Source organism: Granulicella rosea, from assembly GCF_900188085.1.
In the GTDB taxonomy this organism is placed as follows: domain Bacteria; phylum Acidobacteriota; class Terriglobia; order Terriglobales; family Acidobacteriaceae; genus Edaphobacter; species Edaphobacter rosea.
The window spans coordinates 252,033-268,519 of sequence record NZ_FZOU01000005.1 but is presented as its reverse complement, the minus strand read 5'-3'; the positions used below and the strand labels follow the sequence as shown (position 1 = coordinate 268,519).

Genomic DNA, 16,487 nt, shown 5'->3' with positions numbered 1-16,487 from the left:
CTTGTCTCTTGTCCGTAGCGGAAAGGTAGTGGAATGAAAGAGCTTCGACGCATCCTTGTGCTCGCGCCCGCCGTGGCGCTGGCGATCTTCGTGGCGGCGGCCTTTATGACGCGCAGCGCGATGCAGCATCTGCCGGCGCGGCGTGGCGGCGCCTCCGCCGAGTTGGTCGACCAGCGGCCGTGGCAGACCATCGCCGCGCTGGAGCCGCTCGCGGTCTCCGCCGAGGAGCAGGCGCTGGCCCGCGACGCCGCGCGGCTGGCCGACCATGAGGTCGATCAGGCCTTTGCGCTCGCGCTGCGCAAGGCCACGATCCAGACGCATAAGCTGCATGGCGGCGCGCTCGACCTCGAGCAGAAGGTCGCCACCCTGCAGGCCTCGGTGAAGACCGACCAGACGCAGGTCGACAGCTTGACCGCGGCGGCGAAGAACGCCGGAACCGAGTCCGCCGCGGGCGACGACCTGGACGTGGCGAAGGCGCAACTGACGCTCGACCAGAACGAGCTGGCCGACGCCCAGCAGGATCTGGCTCGCGCCACCGGCGACACCCGCGCCGAGGTCCAGCAGGAGCTTGCCACGCACGAGGCCGCCATGAAGAAGCACGAGGCGCAGGAGCAGGCGAACGGCGAGATCGCCGTCATCTCCGCCAAGCGCTATCGCACGCTCTTCGGCCGCGCGCAGGCGTGGTTCGACCAGCGCAGCCGCGCCGAGCTGCTGGCCCAGGCCGAACAGGAGGCGCTGGCCGAGGTGAAGCCGATGGCCGCCGAGCACGACTCGCTCGAAGGCCTCTCGCAGCAGACGGGACAACAGACAGGGCAGACGGGCGCGGCCCGCGTCCACATGCTGCAGGCGCTGGCCACGCAGCGCTCCATGATGAGCATCCTCGACGACCGCATTCAATGCGAGCAGCGTCTGGCCGAGATCTACCGGCGATGGCAGGCGCAGGTCTGGATGCAACACAGGATCGTCGACCATATGCTGATGGTCTCCTTCGCCTGGGTCGCCTTTGTCGTGCTGATGACGGTGCTGGCGATTCACTGCGCGCGGCTGGTGCTGCACCGCGTCGCCACCGACCGCCGCCGCATCCATACGCTGCAGACGATTCTCGACGTCGCCATCCAGTTCGTCGGCCTGCTGCTGATCCTGCTGATCGTCTTCGGCCCTCCGGAGCAGGTTCCGACCATCCTGGGTCTCGCGACCGCCGGTCTGACGGTCGTCTTCCAGGACTTCATCGTCGCCTTCTGCGGCTGGTTCGTGCTGATGGGCAAGAACGGCATCCGCGTCGGCGACTGGGTCGAGATCGATTCGATCGGCGGCGAGGTGCTGGAGATCGGCCTCTTCCGCACATCGCTGCTCGAGACCGGCAACTGGACCTCGCACGGCCACCCGACCGGCCGACGGGTCACCTTCCTGAACGGCTTCGCCATTCGCGGGCAGTACTTCAACTTCTCCACCTCCGGACAGTGGATGTGGGACGAGATCCGGCTCAGCATCCCCGCCGCCGCGGCCTCCGCCGGAGCGCTCGAAAAGGTGCGCGCCTTCGTGACCGAGGCGACCGTGCAGGACGTCGCACAGGCCGAGCAGGAGTGGCAGCGCGTGGTCGAACGCAACAGCCTGAGCCAGTTCAGCGCGCAACCCACGCTCGACCTGCGCCCGGCAGCCAGCGGCGTCGACGTGATCGTCCGCTACGTCACCCGCGCGGAGAACCGCTTCGAGCTGAAGAACCGGCTCTATCAATCCATGGTGGACCTGCTGCAGGAGACGCAGCTCCTGGGCGCCCCATGATCGTATTCGGGAAGTAAAGCGCGAGAATTCGCGCCGCCGTGGCTCCGTGCGATGCGAGGTCGGCCGCCCCGGTCTGGCACAGGCCGACGCCATGACCCTGCCCGCTTCCCTGCACCGTCGTGCCGGATCGCGATGAGGGCGTGGACGGGATCGACTCCCAACCATGCTCGCGGTTGTACGCGATCCGCTCCTGCTCGGTCTTCGGCGCGGGCGCGGCGACATCCCTGCTCCAGAGCTCCGGGTGAGCCGCATGCAGCGGGCAGCGCACCGCATAGAACGGGTACCCCGCCTCGCCGCTGCGTCCGATCTCCGCCAGCGTATGCGTCACCCCAGCGCAACTGCGCGAGTACATCGCCGAGACGATCCGCTTCGGCGCGCCGGCCTCAGGCTGCCAGAGCAGCACCTGCCCGGCGGTGGCGCGCGCGGCCTCCGCAGCGGGGCTTCCGGCAGGCGGAGGAGAGCGCAGAAACTGATCGCGCGTCGTGTCGGTCGCGTCGTATGCGCGGGCCGGGGCGAGGTTCGCCAGCAGATACGAGCGCGAGACGATGGCCTGCGCCTTCAAGGCCTCGCGCGGCGCGCCCGGCGGCGACTCCGCCTGCACGATCGACGCGACGGCGACCTCGGTCTCCATGGTCACGATGGGTTGCAGCGTCTCGCCGGCCGCCAGCGTGAGCGTCCCGCGATAGAGCCGCCGTAGCTTGCCTGGAACTTCCAGCTCGAAGCTCTGTCCACGCTCCGTTGTCAGCGTGCGCGCGACGATGGGCTCGCCCGCGATCTGCATACGCAGCAACGTCCCGTCGGCATGAATGGCTAACATGTCTTGCCGGCGGAGCGTACGCGCTTGCCCGTCGAGCCGGACCGCAAGCGAGCGCCCCACAATGGGATGAAGAATGAGGTCGCGCGGATGGAAGAGGCTGAACACCGAGATGCGGACGGTCGCGGGCGGCGTCTGTTGCGCGTGCGCGATGCCGGGAGCGAGCAGAATGGCGAGCGCAAGCGCGTGGAAGGAAAGCACCCGCATTACTTCTGCCATTGATACGTGACGGTCTGGTGCAGGTTCGCGCCGTCCGGCCGTTCCACGATCTGCTCGCTGGCCAACGTAGCGAAGCTCTGCGACAGGCTGCCAACGGTCCCCGGGAAGAACGCCGGCGCAGCCCCTTCGGATGCGTTTCCACCGCCATCGAGCAGACCCGCCAGCCGCAGATACGGCCCGCGCTGGCTGGCATGATCGAAGCCCGCGATCAGGCTTGCGTTCGGAGCGTCCAGCGGCGACGCATGTAGACGCGCCAGCAGCGAGGCCATGAGCGCCGGGTCGTTCGCGAGCAGGCAGAGGTTGCCCTCCACCGCCAGCGCCAGCGGGTGCGCCCCGCCGAGCACGTGGAAGGCATGCCCTTCGACCGTGCGCGGCAGCCACTCCAGCCCCAGCGTTCCGGCAGTCAGGCGTCCGCGCAGATCCTGCTGCACAGCCGCTTCAAGCGCCGCCTCATCCCATGGCTTTGCCGCCTGCAGCACGACGGCGGAGCGAATCGGAATCCACAGTCCGGCCTCGGCGCCGGCGGAATCGAGCGTCAGGCTGGCCTCGAGACCGGCGCCGTCGAGGAGCTGCCGGAGCGCCGGCCTTGGCTTCGGCTGCGACGCGGAGACAGCGGCCACCGCGTCGATCCGCGTCTCGAAGTCCGACGCGCTCCCCGTGGGCGAGACCTCGACATCCGGCTCGGGCGCGTCCGACCCCACCGGCGCCGCGCCGATGCTGCCTCCACGGTCCAGCAGCTTCTCTTCGAGCGTCGCGTAAGCCACAGCCGCGTCCTGCGTGGACGTCGCGCGATAAACGCCGGTCCCGGCAGGCGCGAGAGCCGCGAGCTGCCCCAGATTGACGCCGCTCGCCTGCGCCGGCAGGTTGTCCTTCGGCATCAGCACGCGCTCCTCGCGAAACCGGCCGGACTCGCGATAGAGATCAGCGACGGCGGCGCGATACGAACCCATCTCCGTAATATTTCGCTGCACCCAGTAGCTGCGGAAGTAGGGCGTGGGCACAAGCCGATCGAGGTTCAACACCATGTGCAGGTCAGGATTCGCGGCCTGCGCATCGGCTGCCTGTGCGTCCTTGTACCAGGGCTCGGCCGCGACCGACTCCTGCGACGATCCGCCGAGCAGACGCAGCGCCTGCGCCATCAGGTCTTCGCGTGTTGCCAGCAACAGCCAGTCGCCACTGGTCGCGAAGGCCACTGTGCGTGAGGGGCCCTCCGCCCCAGCGGGCGTCTTGCGGATGTAGAAGGCGACGCCGGCCGACTCTCGCCGCGACCACTTCGCACGCCCCTGCAACAGCGCCGTCTGCGCGGACTGACCGGCGGGCATGCGCGTCAGGTAGAGGAACTCCAGGTTGCCGATGTCGTACCACGCGAAGATCGACTGCTTGCCTGCGACCTGCTTCAACAGCGACGCGTCGGCGGGCAGGCCTGCGGCGTTTTCGAACTGAGTCTGCGCATCGCTCAGCCGGCCGAAGAGCCGCGAGTTCGAAAAGACGCTGTAGTTGGCCGACTTCAGCCACGCGGCCTGCTCCGGGCTGGCGTTCCAGGCGTTCAGCAGCGCGGCGAAGTCGGGGCTTTCGATGGTCAGCAGCGCCCCCTGCGGCAGCATCCCGGCAAGAGGCGCCGGACGCGCGGTCCTGCCGATCGTCTGCCATCCAAACGCCGCGGCCACGATGGAGAAGAGCAGCCCTGTCAGGACGATTCTTGTGCGAGAAAGATGCGGCAGCTTCATGGCGCCTCCTTGATCCCGGCGGCGGCTTCGCGCGCCAGATCGGCCAGCGTCAACCTTGGCCGGACGAGATTCGCCTGGTCGAGCGCTGCGTGAATCGTGGGCCGCCGCGTGGCATTGCGTTGTTCGAGCACCGTCTCCGCATTCAGAGCGTCGAACCGGCGCCGCAGCTCGGCCTTGCGCGCTGCGTCCGGCTCCAACCGCAGAGCGGCCTGCAGATACTCGAGCGCAAAGCCCGGCTCGCCCGCATCCTCCTGCACCTTCGCCAGCAGTTCCGCGAGGTGAATCCGCGCGGCCAGGGGCTCGTCGGCGGCCAGCGGCGGCAGCTCGGCGACTCCGGGCTCACCCGAGACCTCCGGTTCCTCCGCCGCCCCATCGGCGTCGGCCGACGCCTCGTCCGCGCCACTGGGCGTGCTCGCCTGGGTGGGCGAGCGCATCGTCTGCAACGAGGCGAAGACGGCCAGTGCTGCCTGCGTCTGTCCAGCCTCGGCTTCGACCACAAACAGCCGCAGATGCGCCGGTGCGGCAGCAGGCGATGCAGGGTCGATTGCAATCGCCTCACGCAGCAACGCGGCCTCCTGCTCCCGGTTCGCAGGGTCGGCGGCAGCGGCGAATCTGGCTGCGGCAAAGTAGGGCTGCCGGGCCGCATCGGCGCTGTGGCTGCGCCCTGCCAGCAGCTCCAGCTCTTTACTTCCAAGCGAGGCCGTCTGGACCGATGGCAACGCCTTCGCCGCCGCGAGGCGCAGCGCGTAGGGCGCGTCCGACGATGCAGCCACGGCCAGCAGCGCGGCCTGCGCCTGCGCCCTGTCCTGACCGGCGGCAAGCTGCGCCAGCGCGAGCCGGCTGCGCAGGCTAGCGTTCCAAGGCACGCTCCGCGAAAGTGTCGCGAGGAACGGAATCGCCGCCGCAGGCTGCTGCGACGACTCCAGCAGCGCCGCGGCGGAGTCAAGGTTGGCGTAGGGATCGGCGCCGTCCGCCGGTCGCAGCGCCAGCCGGTGCAGCAGGTCGAGCGCGCCCGGCAGATCGCCGGTCTTCAGCCGCGCCTCCGCCAGCGCGAGAAAGTCAGTCGCGGCCAGCGAGTTCGCAAGCTGCTTGCGTGCGAAGAGGAACTCCTCCAGCGTACGCAGCACGGCAGCGTCCGGCGTGTAGGCGGGCGTTACGCGTTGGAGCTGACGCAGCGCCCCGTTGAACACCGGCTCCTCCGGCGCGGACTCCGGCTGCGCGCGCCATGCATCCAGCAGCGCGGGCAGGCGACCGGAACGCGCCGCCAGCACGATGCGAGACTGGTCGAAGTCGTAGGTCTTTACCTTCTCCGGAGACACGGTATCGAGCAGCGCGGCGGCCTTCGCCAGCTCGTTTTGCTCCAGATAAAGCGCCATCAGCTTACGCTGGATCATGGCGACGTCGTCCGCGCGCGAGCCGCCCTCCGAGGCTGCGGGAAGGCTGCGCGTCAGCTCGATCAGCCGCATCAACAACGTCTCGGCGGACTGCGGTGCCAGCCAGTGTACTTGGTTATACAAGGCAAGATCGTTCAGGATGCCAGCCGGATCCTTCGACGCGACCGCCAGCGCTGCAATCCAGGCAGTACCCTCCGCGGGCGTCGCCGAGGCCTCATAGATGGCGCGCAGCAGCTCGTTCGAACGGTAGCTGCCGTTGCGAGAAAGATACGGCGTCATCACCGCGTCGATCTCCGGCCGCAGCTTCGCGGCGAGGCCACGACGCCCCACGTTCGCGGTGATGTTGCCGAACTGCGACCAGAAGCTCGCCGGCGGCGCGGCCTTGTTTTCGACCGCAAGCAACGAGCCATAGGCCTGTCGCCATTGCGCCATCGCCTCATCCTTGCGCCCCGCGCGCCACAGCGCCGCAGCCATCTCATCGTGCATGAGCGGCTGGTCGGCGTCGAGCTCCAGCGCATGGCCGAACTCGCCCAGCCCGGCATCGAGCTTGCCCGCTTCGACATACGTCCGCCCCAGCGCGGCATAGCCGCGCGCCGACTCCGGGTTGCGTTCGAGCGAGGCGGGCAGGAAGTCCTCCGCATCGCCCGCGCTGGTGACGGCCATGCGATACGCGCCGTAACGGCCCGCGTAGTAATACCACGTCCTGCCGGTCAGATTCGTCTTCGCATCGACCGGTGTGGCGAGCCGTTCGCCGATGCTCCGGTCGGCAAGGCTCTGAGTAAACGCCGCGTTCACGGCGGGCGTGGAGTCAACCAGATAGAGCCCCAGCAGGCTGGTCGTCGCCGAACGCCACAACGCCGGCAGATTGGCCGCGCGCGCCGCCACCGCGGCCTGCGCCGCTGCGTCCGTGCCATGTGCGAGCGCGTAGTTGGCCGCCGCATCCGCAAGCTCGCCGTACTTGCCCCCGGCGGTCGCGGTCAGCGAGGCTGGCGAGCGCTGCAGCAGCAGCCGAAAGTATCGCTCGCGTGCGTTGGGATCGCCGTTCTGCACCAGCGCGCGGTCCAGCCGCAGCTCCGCGCCGGCATCGCCCGCGTCGCGATAGGCCTCCGCAGCCGTCTGGCGCATGGCGTTCTTCTCCACCGATGGACGCGTCGCGACAAGCGCCTCGAGCGTCTGCGCCAGCGCCGCGAACTGCAGCCGCGACCGCTGCAGCTCCGTGTAAGGCTGCAGGTTGACCAGATTGTGGGAGCCTGACGCCGAGGCCATCAACGCCTGCTTCCGCCAGTCCGCCTCGCGATCCCGCAGCCCCGCCGAAGCCGCCGCGCCGATCAGAAACTGGCCGTCCACGCCAGGCGCGGGCGTTGCGCGAAGCCCGTCGAGCGTCTGCGCATACGCGAGCTTCTGCTCCGGCGTGAAGTACGTCTGAACCACGGCTCCGATGGCGTCGACGCCCTGCCTGAGCTGCGTATCCAACTGCGCGTGCCGCGACTGCACGAAGTTCCTGCGCCACTCCGCATCGGTCACCGAGGCGACGCCCTCCTTCTCCGCCTGCGCGGTCAGCACGGCGGGCGAGAGCGCGCTCGTATCGGCCGCATGATAGGCCGCGAGAAGCGTCCGCAACGCCTTGTCCGCAAGCCCCGCCCGCGTCAGGATGCGCGCGTACGTCGCGGCGTTCGCGCCCAGCAGCAGATCGTCGCCCGCCTGCGAGGCGCCCAGCTCCGCGTAGGTGCGCGCCTCCTTCAACAGGTTCCACTGCTCCAACTGCGCCGCCACCGTAAACGAGTTCGCCGCGGCCACGGGCCGGCCTGTGATCCACGCCGTCTCCAGCGCCTTCACCGCATCGGCGGGACGTTGCTGCCGCGCTCGCAGCTCCGCCAGCCGCACCATCCACGCCGGGTCCTTGTAGGTCAGCAGGTAGAGCCGTTGATAATCCTCCGCCGCCTCATCCAGGCGAGTGAGGCGGACCAGCAGATCGGCCCTTGCGGTGTAAAGATCGACGCGGTCCTTGCGGATCGCAATGGCCTGCGAGTACGCCGTCACCGCTGCCGGCAGATCCTCGAAGGTCGTCTCCACCTGCGCCAGCAGGATGGCGAAGCGGCTGTCTCTCGGCGAGGCCTTCAACGTCGTCCGCAGGAAGTCGAGCAACTGCTGCTGCCGGCTGTAACGCAGCGCATAGAGCGCCGCCACCTGCGTCGTGCCGCTGTCCTCGGGATAGGCCGAGATGATGGCGATGTACTGATCGAGCGCGCCCGCGTAGTCCTTCAGCCGGGTCAGCGCGGGGATGAGGCCGCGGCGCAGAATCACCATCGTCTGCCTGCGTTCGTCGCGACCGATCGGCGCGGTCTTGATCGCATCGAGCTTCGCCGCGTAGAACGCCCGCAGGCCGGCATCGTCGCCGGCGCGCGCATAGCTCGTCGCCATGACCGCGAGATAACGCGGATTGTATGGCTCCTGTGCCAGCAGGCCGGTCGCCAGCGTACGCGCCTGCGCGGTGTCCCCCGCGGTGTTGGCCTTGTCCGCGGCTTCGAGTGTGAACTGCGCCGCGAACTCTGGATTCGCGGCCTTCGCGGCTTCGAGCAACGTGGCGATCGCCTGCTTCGGCTGCTCGGTACGGTCGTAGAAGTCCGTCGTCGCGCGCACCACGCCGAGGATCTTCGGGTTCGCGCGATAGACCTTGTCGATAACCAGCGTGGCGGACTTCACATCGTGTCGCGACTCGTACGAACGCGCGAGCGTGTACTGCAGCTCGATGCTCTGCACGCCATCCGTGGCAAGCTCCGCCTGCCGGGCCAACGCATGTTCATAGACCGGCGTCAACGCATGACTCTGCGCGAGCGTGGCGAGTTCCTCCACCTGTGCCGCCGTCGTTGCATGCGCGATGGCCTGATCGAAAAGCGCAGGCAGCTCCGCATCGCGCCGCTGCGCTGCCAGGACATCGGCGCGCAGGCTCAGAGCCGTTGCATCGCGATGCGCAGCCAGCGCGGCGGCCGTTGCCGCGTCCACCAGAGGACGCGTGCTCTTGCGCCGGGCAAGCGTCAAAAGACGCGCGTGCGCGGGCTCATCCGATGCAAGCGCGGCAGCCGTATACTCCGCGATGGCGGCGGGCATCTCGCGCCGGCCCTCGTCGATCGCGCCGGCCTCATAGCCATAGAGCGCGGGGTTGTGAAAGCGTGTGCGCGCGGCGGCGATCTGCGCCAGCGCGTCGTCGAACTGGAAGTAGTCCCAGAAGATCGTCGCCGCTTCAAGATACCCCTCGGGCGAGCCCGCGTGCACTGCCGGGATACGGCGCCAGTAGGGCGCGGCCGCCGCAAGGTCCGTGGCGCCGCCGTCTTTCTGCTCCGCATGCAGATCGCCCAGCGTGGCCAGCAGCGTCGTATCGCCGGGGTTCGCCTGCAGCAGATTCGTCTCGATCGCGACCGCGCGGCCCGTGGCTGAGGGATCGTAGTAAGCCAGCGAACGAAAGACGCTCGCCGCGCGATTGCCGATCGTTGCGTCCGCCGGGTATAGCGCCGCCAGCGAGCCCAGCAGCGGCGCGCTCTGCTCGAAGTGCGAGCTCTGCAGATAGGCCTCGGCCAGCTCGCGCGCGGCGGCGGGATTGGCCTCGGGCGTCTGCGCCGGCGCCAGTTGCCGCAACTGCGCCACCTCGGCGTCGAGCTTGTTCGTGCGGCTCAGGTACTCGAAGAACTCCGCGCGGAGATCCTCCGCGTCCATCCAGTGCTGACGCAGCAGCTTTTCCCAGGCCGCGGCGTTGCCGGTCTGCTTCGATGTATACGCCGCAAGCAGATTGCGCGTGAAGGTCAGATCATGCGGAAAGCGCTCGGCCGCGTACAGGTTCAACTGCAGGAAGAGATCCGGCCCGCCCTGCCCTACCTGCGAGAAGAAGCGATCCACCTCCGTGCCCTCGAAGGTGCGCGTCACCTGCCGCGTGATATCGGCGAAGGCCTCGCGCTTCTTCTCGCGCAGGTAGAGACGCGCCAGCTTATCGTACCAGCCCGCGTCCTGGAACTTGTCGATGGCGAGCTTGTAGACCGCGTCCTGCTGCGCATACAGGTTGTTCTGTTGCAGGAACGCGGCCAGCCGCTCGTAGATCAGCGGATCCCCGGGGTTGCGATCCAACTGCGCGCGCAGCACCTCCAGCGCCTTCGGCAGATTGCCCTGCGCGGTCAGCCGTCCGATGTAGCGCTCGAGCGTCTGCCCATACTCCACCGCGGGCAGCGACACAGGCAGACCGTCCGGGACAATGCCGCTCAGTTCGAAGGCCGGCGGCGCGGCCTGTTTCGTCGTCGTGGCGGCCTCGGTCGCGGCGGGGGCCGTGTACTCCTCGGGCGCCGCAGCCGCGGGCTGTGCCGAGGACAGCGGCATGCCCGCCGTCTTCGCGCCAAGCTCGGCAAGCATTGCATCGTAGAGCGCGAACTCGCTGGCCGTGTCCTTGTTCCGCGCGTACGCGTCGGCCAGCAGACCCGAGACCTCCGTGCGCTCCTCGGCCTTTGGAAACGCGCTGAGAAACTCCTTCGCGGCGGCGATGGTCAAGGCCGTCTCGCCATAGTTGGCGTAGACATGCAGCAGCTCCGCATGCAGCCCCGCGCGCTGCGGCGCATTCGGGAACTGCTTGTCGAACTGCGCCAGCAGCTCAGCCGCCTTCGTGCGATGAAAGTACGGCTGCGCCTTCAACTCTTCGTCGTGAAAGCTCGAATCCGGCGTCGCGCCGTTCAACCAGAGCGACAACACACCGTTCCAATAGCCCGGCCCATGGTCGAGCGTCGCGATGTCGCGATACATGCTCAGGTTGCCGCCGCCCAGCGCAATCGGCTGCTCCGGCGCGCTCAGCAGCAGGTGAATCAGCGCGGCTGTACCCGCCTGCGCAGCGCTCTCCCCGCCCGTGAGATTGCCCTGCGCACTGGCCAGCGCGAAGTAGAAGCGCGCCGCCTCCGGCACATTCTGCCCATCTCCACACAGCCGCGCCAGCGTGTACAGCTCCTCCGCGCTCCACGGCGACCGGCGCGCGTCTTTGCCCTCGCGCCATGCATCGATCTCCGCCTGCCCCTGTGCGCGATTCGCGACGACGATGCGCGCCAGCGCGTTCAGGTCGTCGGGATTGCGCACCAGCCGCGCACGCGCATCGGCCACGAAGGCGCGCTTCTGGCGCGTCGCCTCCAGCAGCGAAAGATACGACTCCACCAGCTCCTGCGGCCACAGCGGCTGGAAGCTCCGGTCGTAGACCTCAAGCGCCTTCTGCTGCGATCCGCGCGTGTACTCCACCAGCGCCGTCGCCTTGATCGGGAAGACCGCATCGTCGGCGCGCGCCTGCCTATACTGCGCAATCACCGACTCCGCGGCGGCATAGTCCCTGCGCTCCAACTGCACGCGCAGCAGCCGCCCGTAGAGCGTCGTCTGAAGTGGATAACGCATGATCCACTGCTTGTACACCTCGGCGATCGCCGCCGGATTGCGGTCGGGCCCCTGCTCGTCCAGCAGCCGCAGGAGCCGTTCATAGGTCGTCCACGAACGCTGCCGGACGGGCGGCGTAAACCGCTCCCCCGCGGCCGGCGGTGCGTTCGCGGCCTCGGCGAGCGTCTTGGCCTCATCCTGAATTTGTAACCGCCGATGGTAATAATCGGCGAGCCGCAGCCTCGCGGCCCCGGTATCCGCGGCCTTCGCGACATAGGTCTTCCAGTCCGCCTCCGCCGCTCCAAAGTCGAGCGCCTGCTCATCGGTCAGAGCCTTCAGCGTGTAAAGCTCCGCCTTCGCATCCGCCTGAGTCAGCCGTTGCAACTCCGCCTGCGCCTCCTTTGGCGGACGCGGGTATAAAACCTTCACGCCAGGCAGATCGAATGCGCGATAGAGCGCCGCTTCGAACGTGCTCGCGCCCAGCACATGCTGCATCCATCCCGGCAGATCGGCTCTCGCCTCGACTGTCGCGCAGATCAGCAGCGACGCGCAGACGGAAGCCGCGGCTTTGCTCCAATGATCGAACCGCCAGCGCTTCAGAGAAGACAGTCTAATGGAGGAAAGCCTAAGGGAGGACATCGACCACCACCTCCTGCGTCCCGAGATTGTGCGCGATATCCTCCGCCGTCACCGTCAGCGTGTAGCGTCCGATCGCCATATCGCGCGGAATCGTCAGCTCTCCAACACTCGCCGCAGCCGCGTTGCTCCAGTGCAGCGGCATCGGGTTGAGGCCTTCGAGATGCGCCGTCAGCGTGCGTGTGGACTGGCTCGCCGCAGCCTTGATCGTCAGCGTCTGCCCGCGATGCAGGCGGCTGGTCGAGAGCTGCAGCTTCACCGTCGGCGGCGTGCTCGCGATCACGAACGTCTTGGCCTCGCGATAGGTATTGCCATGCGTATCACGCAGGATCAGGCGCACGCTGTACGTGCCGTCCTTCATCTCGGGCGGCGCGAGGAAACGCGTCTCCCACAGGTGATTCGCGGGGTCGTCGCCGGCCTTCGCGTTGCGATCCTGAGAGTCTTCGGAGGGCAGGCGCCGCAGCGGCTTGGTCAGGCCGAAGGGAAAGAGCGCGATCACCGACGTGATCGCCGGGTCGGTGCGCACGCGCAGCACCGGGTCGCCCGGCCGTATCACCCGCGGACGCAGCAGCGAGCGCGGCGCGGCGAGAAAGCTCGTATAGGGCGTCACGAATTTGTAACGGCGAGAGAGCTTGATGATCTCGTCGATCGCGGCCGTGCTCTCGCCCTCGCGCGCGATCTGGTCGAGCAGCGCATCCACCCGCGCCTGCGCCCACAGACGCGGAAGCTGCGGATGCTCCGCGTTGACCGCAGGCAGCGCGGCCGAGGCCTTCGCCGTGAACGCGACCCCGTCGCGGCTGCCCGCCACCTCTGCTTCGAGCAGTTTGCCGCCAGGTTGATACTGCCCCACCCACTGCGCGAACGAGCCCGGGTAGACGCTCTCGTCGAGCGCATAGACGAGGCTTGTTCCGCCCGTCGTCCGCAGCTTCACGCCCGCCAGCGGGCTGTGCGTCATCTTCGAGAGAAACGACTGCAGCTTGAAGTCCGCAGGCTCCGTCGAGTTCACCGACTCGAGCACGCCATCGTTGCGCGCCAGGATCCGCAGCAGCGGCAGGTTCGCATCGTCGCCCACGGCGAAGATATCCACGCCGGGGTGATGCGCGCTCTGCTTCCAAAGCTGATTGCAACGCGCCGCGATCTTCGCCGTCACGATGCTCTCGCCACGATCGGAGCCGCCATCGGTCAGCAGCACCAGCGAGCCGTTCTCCTCGGTGCTCTGCGCCAGTCCCGCGGCGAAGGCCTTCGCCAGATCCGTGCCGCCGCGCAGCTTGCTGGCCCGCACAAAGTCGAGCGCCTGCCGGACATTCTCCGCACTTGCCGGAATCGGCCGCGGCTTGAAGCTTGTCACGTCCTGGTTGAAGAGCAGCAGGTTGAAATGGTCCTCCGGACGCAGGCCGTGCAGCACCGCTTCGAGCGCCGCATAGCTGCGCTCCAGCTTCTCCCACTGCATCGAAATCGAGTTGTCGAAGAGCACGATGCGCGTATGCGAGGCGCCGGCCGCCGGCGTCGCCGCCGCAGCCGCGCCGACCAGCATCTGCGCCTCGAAGAAATCCGGCTCCGGCGCCGCCGCACGAACCGGCGCGTGCTCATCCGCCTGCGGCTGCGGAGGCGCCGGATCGCGATGCGTCAGCAGCTCCAGCCTGTCGGCGCCGCTCTTCGGCAGGCTCCAGGTCAGATTGAAGTCCTCGTCGAAGCTCACATTCTCCGCTTCAAACAAGCCTGCCACGTTATTTGCTTCATTTTTGGTTACATTCAGCGGATAGAGATTTCCATTGAAATGGAAGCCTTCGATTCCGTGCGCGGATTGTAACTGAACCAGTAGCTTGAAGCGCCTGGCCTTCTGCTGCTGCCCTGCATCGGGCTTCAACGGCAGCACGAACGCCTGCTTGAAGTCGGTCGCGGTGACTCGCTGGTGATACTCCAACTCCAGCCGCTTGGTTCCATACGCGGGAATCGGCACGATCTTCGCCGTAAAGATCGCCGTGCGCGTCGGGTCGGAGTCGTCGCTCTCGCCCATCTGCAGCAGGCCCGGATCGATCGCCTGCATACGCGCGCGTTCATAAACCTCCTGCGCGCGCTTGCGTTCGAGGATCACGGCGGGGATGCGTGTCGGCCCGTCCCACACGCCGAAGTCCGACACCGTCGCGCCGGTCGGCAGCGCGAACTGGTATGTGCCCTCCTCGATACGGTTGGTGTGGTTGGCGAAGATCTGCACGATGCGCACACGTGCGTCGCCATTGTCGATCAGCACCTCGACCGACATCTCGTCGAGCGAAAGAATCGCCGGGTCCGGCGCCTGCTTATCGCGCGGAATCAACACCCCGGCATCGGCGTACAGGCGCCCCGCGCAGGCAAGCATCAGCAGGAGAAGGAGACGTCTCATCGTGAGAGCTTCCCTTCCGCGATGCGCACCAGCCCGCTCTCCGTGCCGACGTAAAGCTGGCCCTCCCGCTCGGCGAGCGCCGTCACATTCTCGGACGGCAATCCCTGCGTCAACGTGCTCCAGCGGCCGTTCGCCAGCGTGTACACCAGCAGCCCGCGACCCAGCGTGCCGGCATAGATGTGCGTCTTCGTCGCGAGCATGGCGTTGGGGTTGATGATGAGATCCTGGGTTGCGGAGGTCGCGTTCTCCATGGCTCGAACACTGCCGTCCGCGACGAGTTGCATCACGCCCGCGCCATAGGTTCCGATCATCCAGCTACCTTCCGGACCGGGCGCAATCGCCGTGATCCAGTTATGACGCAGACCCGAGTTATGGATCGTCAGACTGCGCTCCACCGCCTCGGACCGCAGCAGACTCAGCCCACCCAGCGTACCGGCCAGCAGGCTTCCGCCGCGCACGCCCAGCGCGTAGACATGGTTGTTCACCAGCCCCTGAAAGGCATACAGACTCTGCGTGCCGCCGGGGTCAACGAAGCTGATGCCGGCAGGCGTCGCGACGGCCATGCCCTGCGCGGTGAAGGCGATATCGTTGACATGATCCGCAATCAGACCGTCGCGCTGCGTCAGCGTCTGGCGCGGCTTGCCCGCCGCGTCGAAGAGGACGAGTCCGTTCGCGGTGGCGACGGCCATCGTCTGGCGGCGCGGGTCCAGCACCAGCCGGTTGACGCAGAAGATCCGGTCGTCCTCCAGGTGTTCCGCCCGTTCGAGCGCCGGCGAGAGCACGTCCAGCCCGCGATCGAAGAATCCAACCCAGAGGCGTCCATCCGGCGCAAACGCCAGCGCCGAGACGTTGCCGTCCGTCAGCGCGGCCTGCGCCCCGGCGATCGCCGTGGTCCAGCCCGAACCCGCTCGGCGCAGCACGGCATGCTGCGTGATCGCATACGTCTCGTCTCCACTCGTCACGAACTGCTGCACCGGCTCCTCCGGCGACGCCTGATCGAAGCCATTCGAAATCGCGCGCAGACGCGGCGCCCCATCGAGCGCCACCTGCCGCACTCCCTGGTCGATCGTGCCTACCGTCAGCAGCTTCGTCCCGGCCTCCAACGCATGCGCAAACATCCCGGGCGCCAGCGTGCGCGCCAGCCGCGTCTCCGCGCCGCTCGCTGCAAACTCCGCCACGCCCAGCGGCGTGCCTGCATACACATGGCCTTCAACGACGGCGAGCGAGTCCACCTGCTGGTCGGGCAGCCCGGCCGCCGTATCGAGATGCTCCACCGTTCCGCCATGCGCGCGCAGCAATCCGGCGTTGCGCGTCCCCACCCAGAAGCCCGCAGCGTCGGCGGCGAGCGAAGTGACCTGCAGCGCAGCCGTATTGAGCCCCGCAACCTCCGCCCGGAAGGGTTCGAGCGTGGTCCCCGTATACAGTTGCAGCCCGTGGCGATGCGTGCCGATCAGCAGTTCGCCGGTTGGCAGCGGGAGCAGCGCGGTCACATCGCGCAGCTCCGCATCCTCGGCGCGCAACTGGCTCCACTCTGGCGAATTGCGCGCGTCGAGGCCGAGGATCAGCACACCCTCCCCCGCCGTGGCGATCAGCAACTGCCGGTCAGACGCGCCGCGCAGCCGGCCAACCGCCAGCGCGCCCAGCGGCGCCGCAGGCAGATCGAGCCCTGTGCGCCACGCGCGGCGCAGAACGCCTTCGGGGGTGTAATCGTAGAGCCCAGCCGGACCGCTGAGGTAAAGATCGCCATGGAAGAACGCGCCCGAGACGAAGCTGGCCGGTGCGGCGATCGGCTCGAAGCCGGGGTTGGCCGCAGCCATCGCAGCCGGGTCCAGCGTACGCAGTTCGAAGACCGAGAGATGCTGCCGCGCAGCCGTTACCCCGGCGCGAGAAAGAACATGCTGCGCATGCATGAAGGCAAAGGCGATGGCCCCCGCAAGCAGTGCGGTAGGAAGAGCCACGAGAACCAGGGTAGGCGGTCGTCGCATGGGGCCTGTTCCCTCTATCCTTCGAAGGAGGTGACACAGCGTACCACGAGAACGGCTGGTGGAAAAAATCACGTTCCAGGCGGTCTTGTGTTGGCGTCGGCGTCCATCCAAGACGAGTAAGTCGAAAGCAACTTATAGATATTTTTGCGATTGATACAA

At 67.8% G+C, this 16,487-nt stretch carries 6 protein-coding genes; 1 reads left to right on the top strand and 5 read right to left on the bottom strand.

Annotated features, from left to right (window positions below; translation table 11 throughout):
- Window positions 1-33: 33 nt before the first annotated feature.
- Complete coding sequence (locus CHB87_RS15135) at window positions 34-1,782, top strand: mechanosensitive ion channel domain-containing protein (protein WP_245818022.1); 1,749 nt, start codon at window positions 34-36, stop codon at window positions 1,780-1,782.
- Here CHB87_RS15135 and CHB87_RS15130 read toward each other — a convergent pair.
- The 5 genes from CHB87_RS15130 to CHB87_RS15110 are packed head-to-tail and all read right to left on the bottom strand — an operon-like array spanning window position 1,688 to window position 16,328.
- Window positions 1,688-2,803: a SpoIID/LytB domain-containing protein gene (locus CHB87_RS15130; RefSeq protein WP_176441790.1), complete on the bottom strand. Its 1,116-nt coding sequence runs from the start codon at window positions 2,801-2,803 to the stop codon at window positions 1,688-1,690. The genes CHB87_RS15135 and CHB87_RS15130 overlap by 95 nt on opposite strands.
- Window positions 2,803-4,542, bottom strand: a complete 1,740-nt coding sequence (locus tag CHB87_RS15125; RefSeq protein ID WP_089409268.1) for a hypothetical protein — start codon at window positions 4,540-4,542, stop codon at window positions 2,803-2,805. Before CHB87_RS15125 ends, CHB87_RS15130 begins: the two co-directional genes overlap by 1 nt.
- Complete coding sequence (locus tag CHB87_RS15120; protein ID WP_142988369.1) at window positions 4,539-11,963, bottom strand: tetratricopeptide repeat protein; 7,425 nt, start codon at window positions 11,961-11,963, stop codon at window positions 4,539-4,541. The genes CHB87_RS15125 and CHB87_RS15120 overlap by 4 nt, the downstream gene beginning before the upstream one ends.
- Window positions 11,950-14,343, bottom strand: coding sequence for a VIT and vWA domain-containing protein (locus tag CHB87_RS15115; RefSeq protein ID WP_089409266.1), 2,394 nt, complete (start codon window positions 14,341-14,343; stop codon window positions 11,950-11,952). Before CHB87_RS15115 ends, CHB87_RS15120 begins: the two co-directional genes overlap by 14 nt.
- The gene (locus tag CHB87_RS15110; RefSeq protein ID WP_142988368.1) at window positions 14,340-16,328 is read right to left on the bottom strand and encodes a ligand-binding sensor domain-containing protein; all 1,989 of its coding nucleotides are present in this window, start codon (window positions 16,326-16,328) and stop codon (window positions 14,340-14,342) included. Before CHB87_RS15110 ends, CHB87_RS15115 begins: the two co-directional genes overlap by 4 nt.
- Window positions 16,329-16,487 lie beyond the last annotated feature (159 nt).

Coding starts and splice junctions, on each gene's coding strand:
- CHB87_RS15135 (WP_245818022.1), top strand. CDS start 34: ATGAAAGAGCTTCGACGCATCCTTGTGCTCGCGCCCGCCGTGGCGCTG.
- CHB87_RS15130 (WP_176441790.1), bottom strand. CDS start 2,803: ATGCGGGTGCTTTCCTTCCACGCGCTTGCGCTCGCCATTCTGCTCGCT.
- CHB87_RS15125 (WP_089409268.1), bottom strand. CDS start 4,542: ATGAAGCTGCCGCATCTTTCTCGCACAAGAATCGTCCTGACAGGGCTG.
- CHB87_RS15120 (WP_142988369.1), bottom strand. CDS start 11,963: ATGTCCTCCCTTAGGCTTTCCTCCATTAGACTGTCTTCTCTGAAGCGC.
- CHB87_RS15115 (WP_089409266.1), bottom strand. CDS start 14,343: ATGAGACGTCTCCTTCTCCTGCTGATGCTTGCCTGCGCGGGGCGCCTG.
- CHB87_RS15110 (WP_142988368.1), bottom strand. CDS start 16,328: ATGCGACGACCGCCTACCCTGGTTCTCGTGGCTCTTCCTACCGCACTG.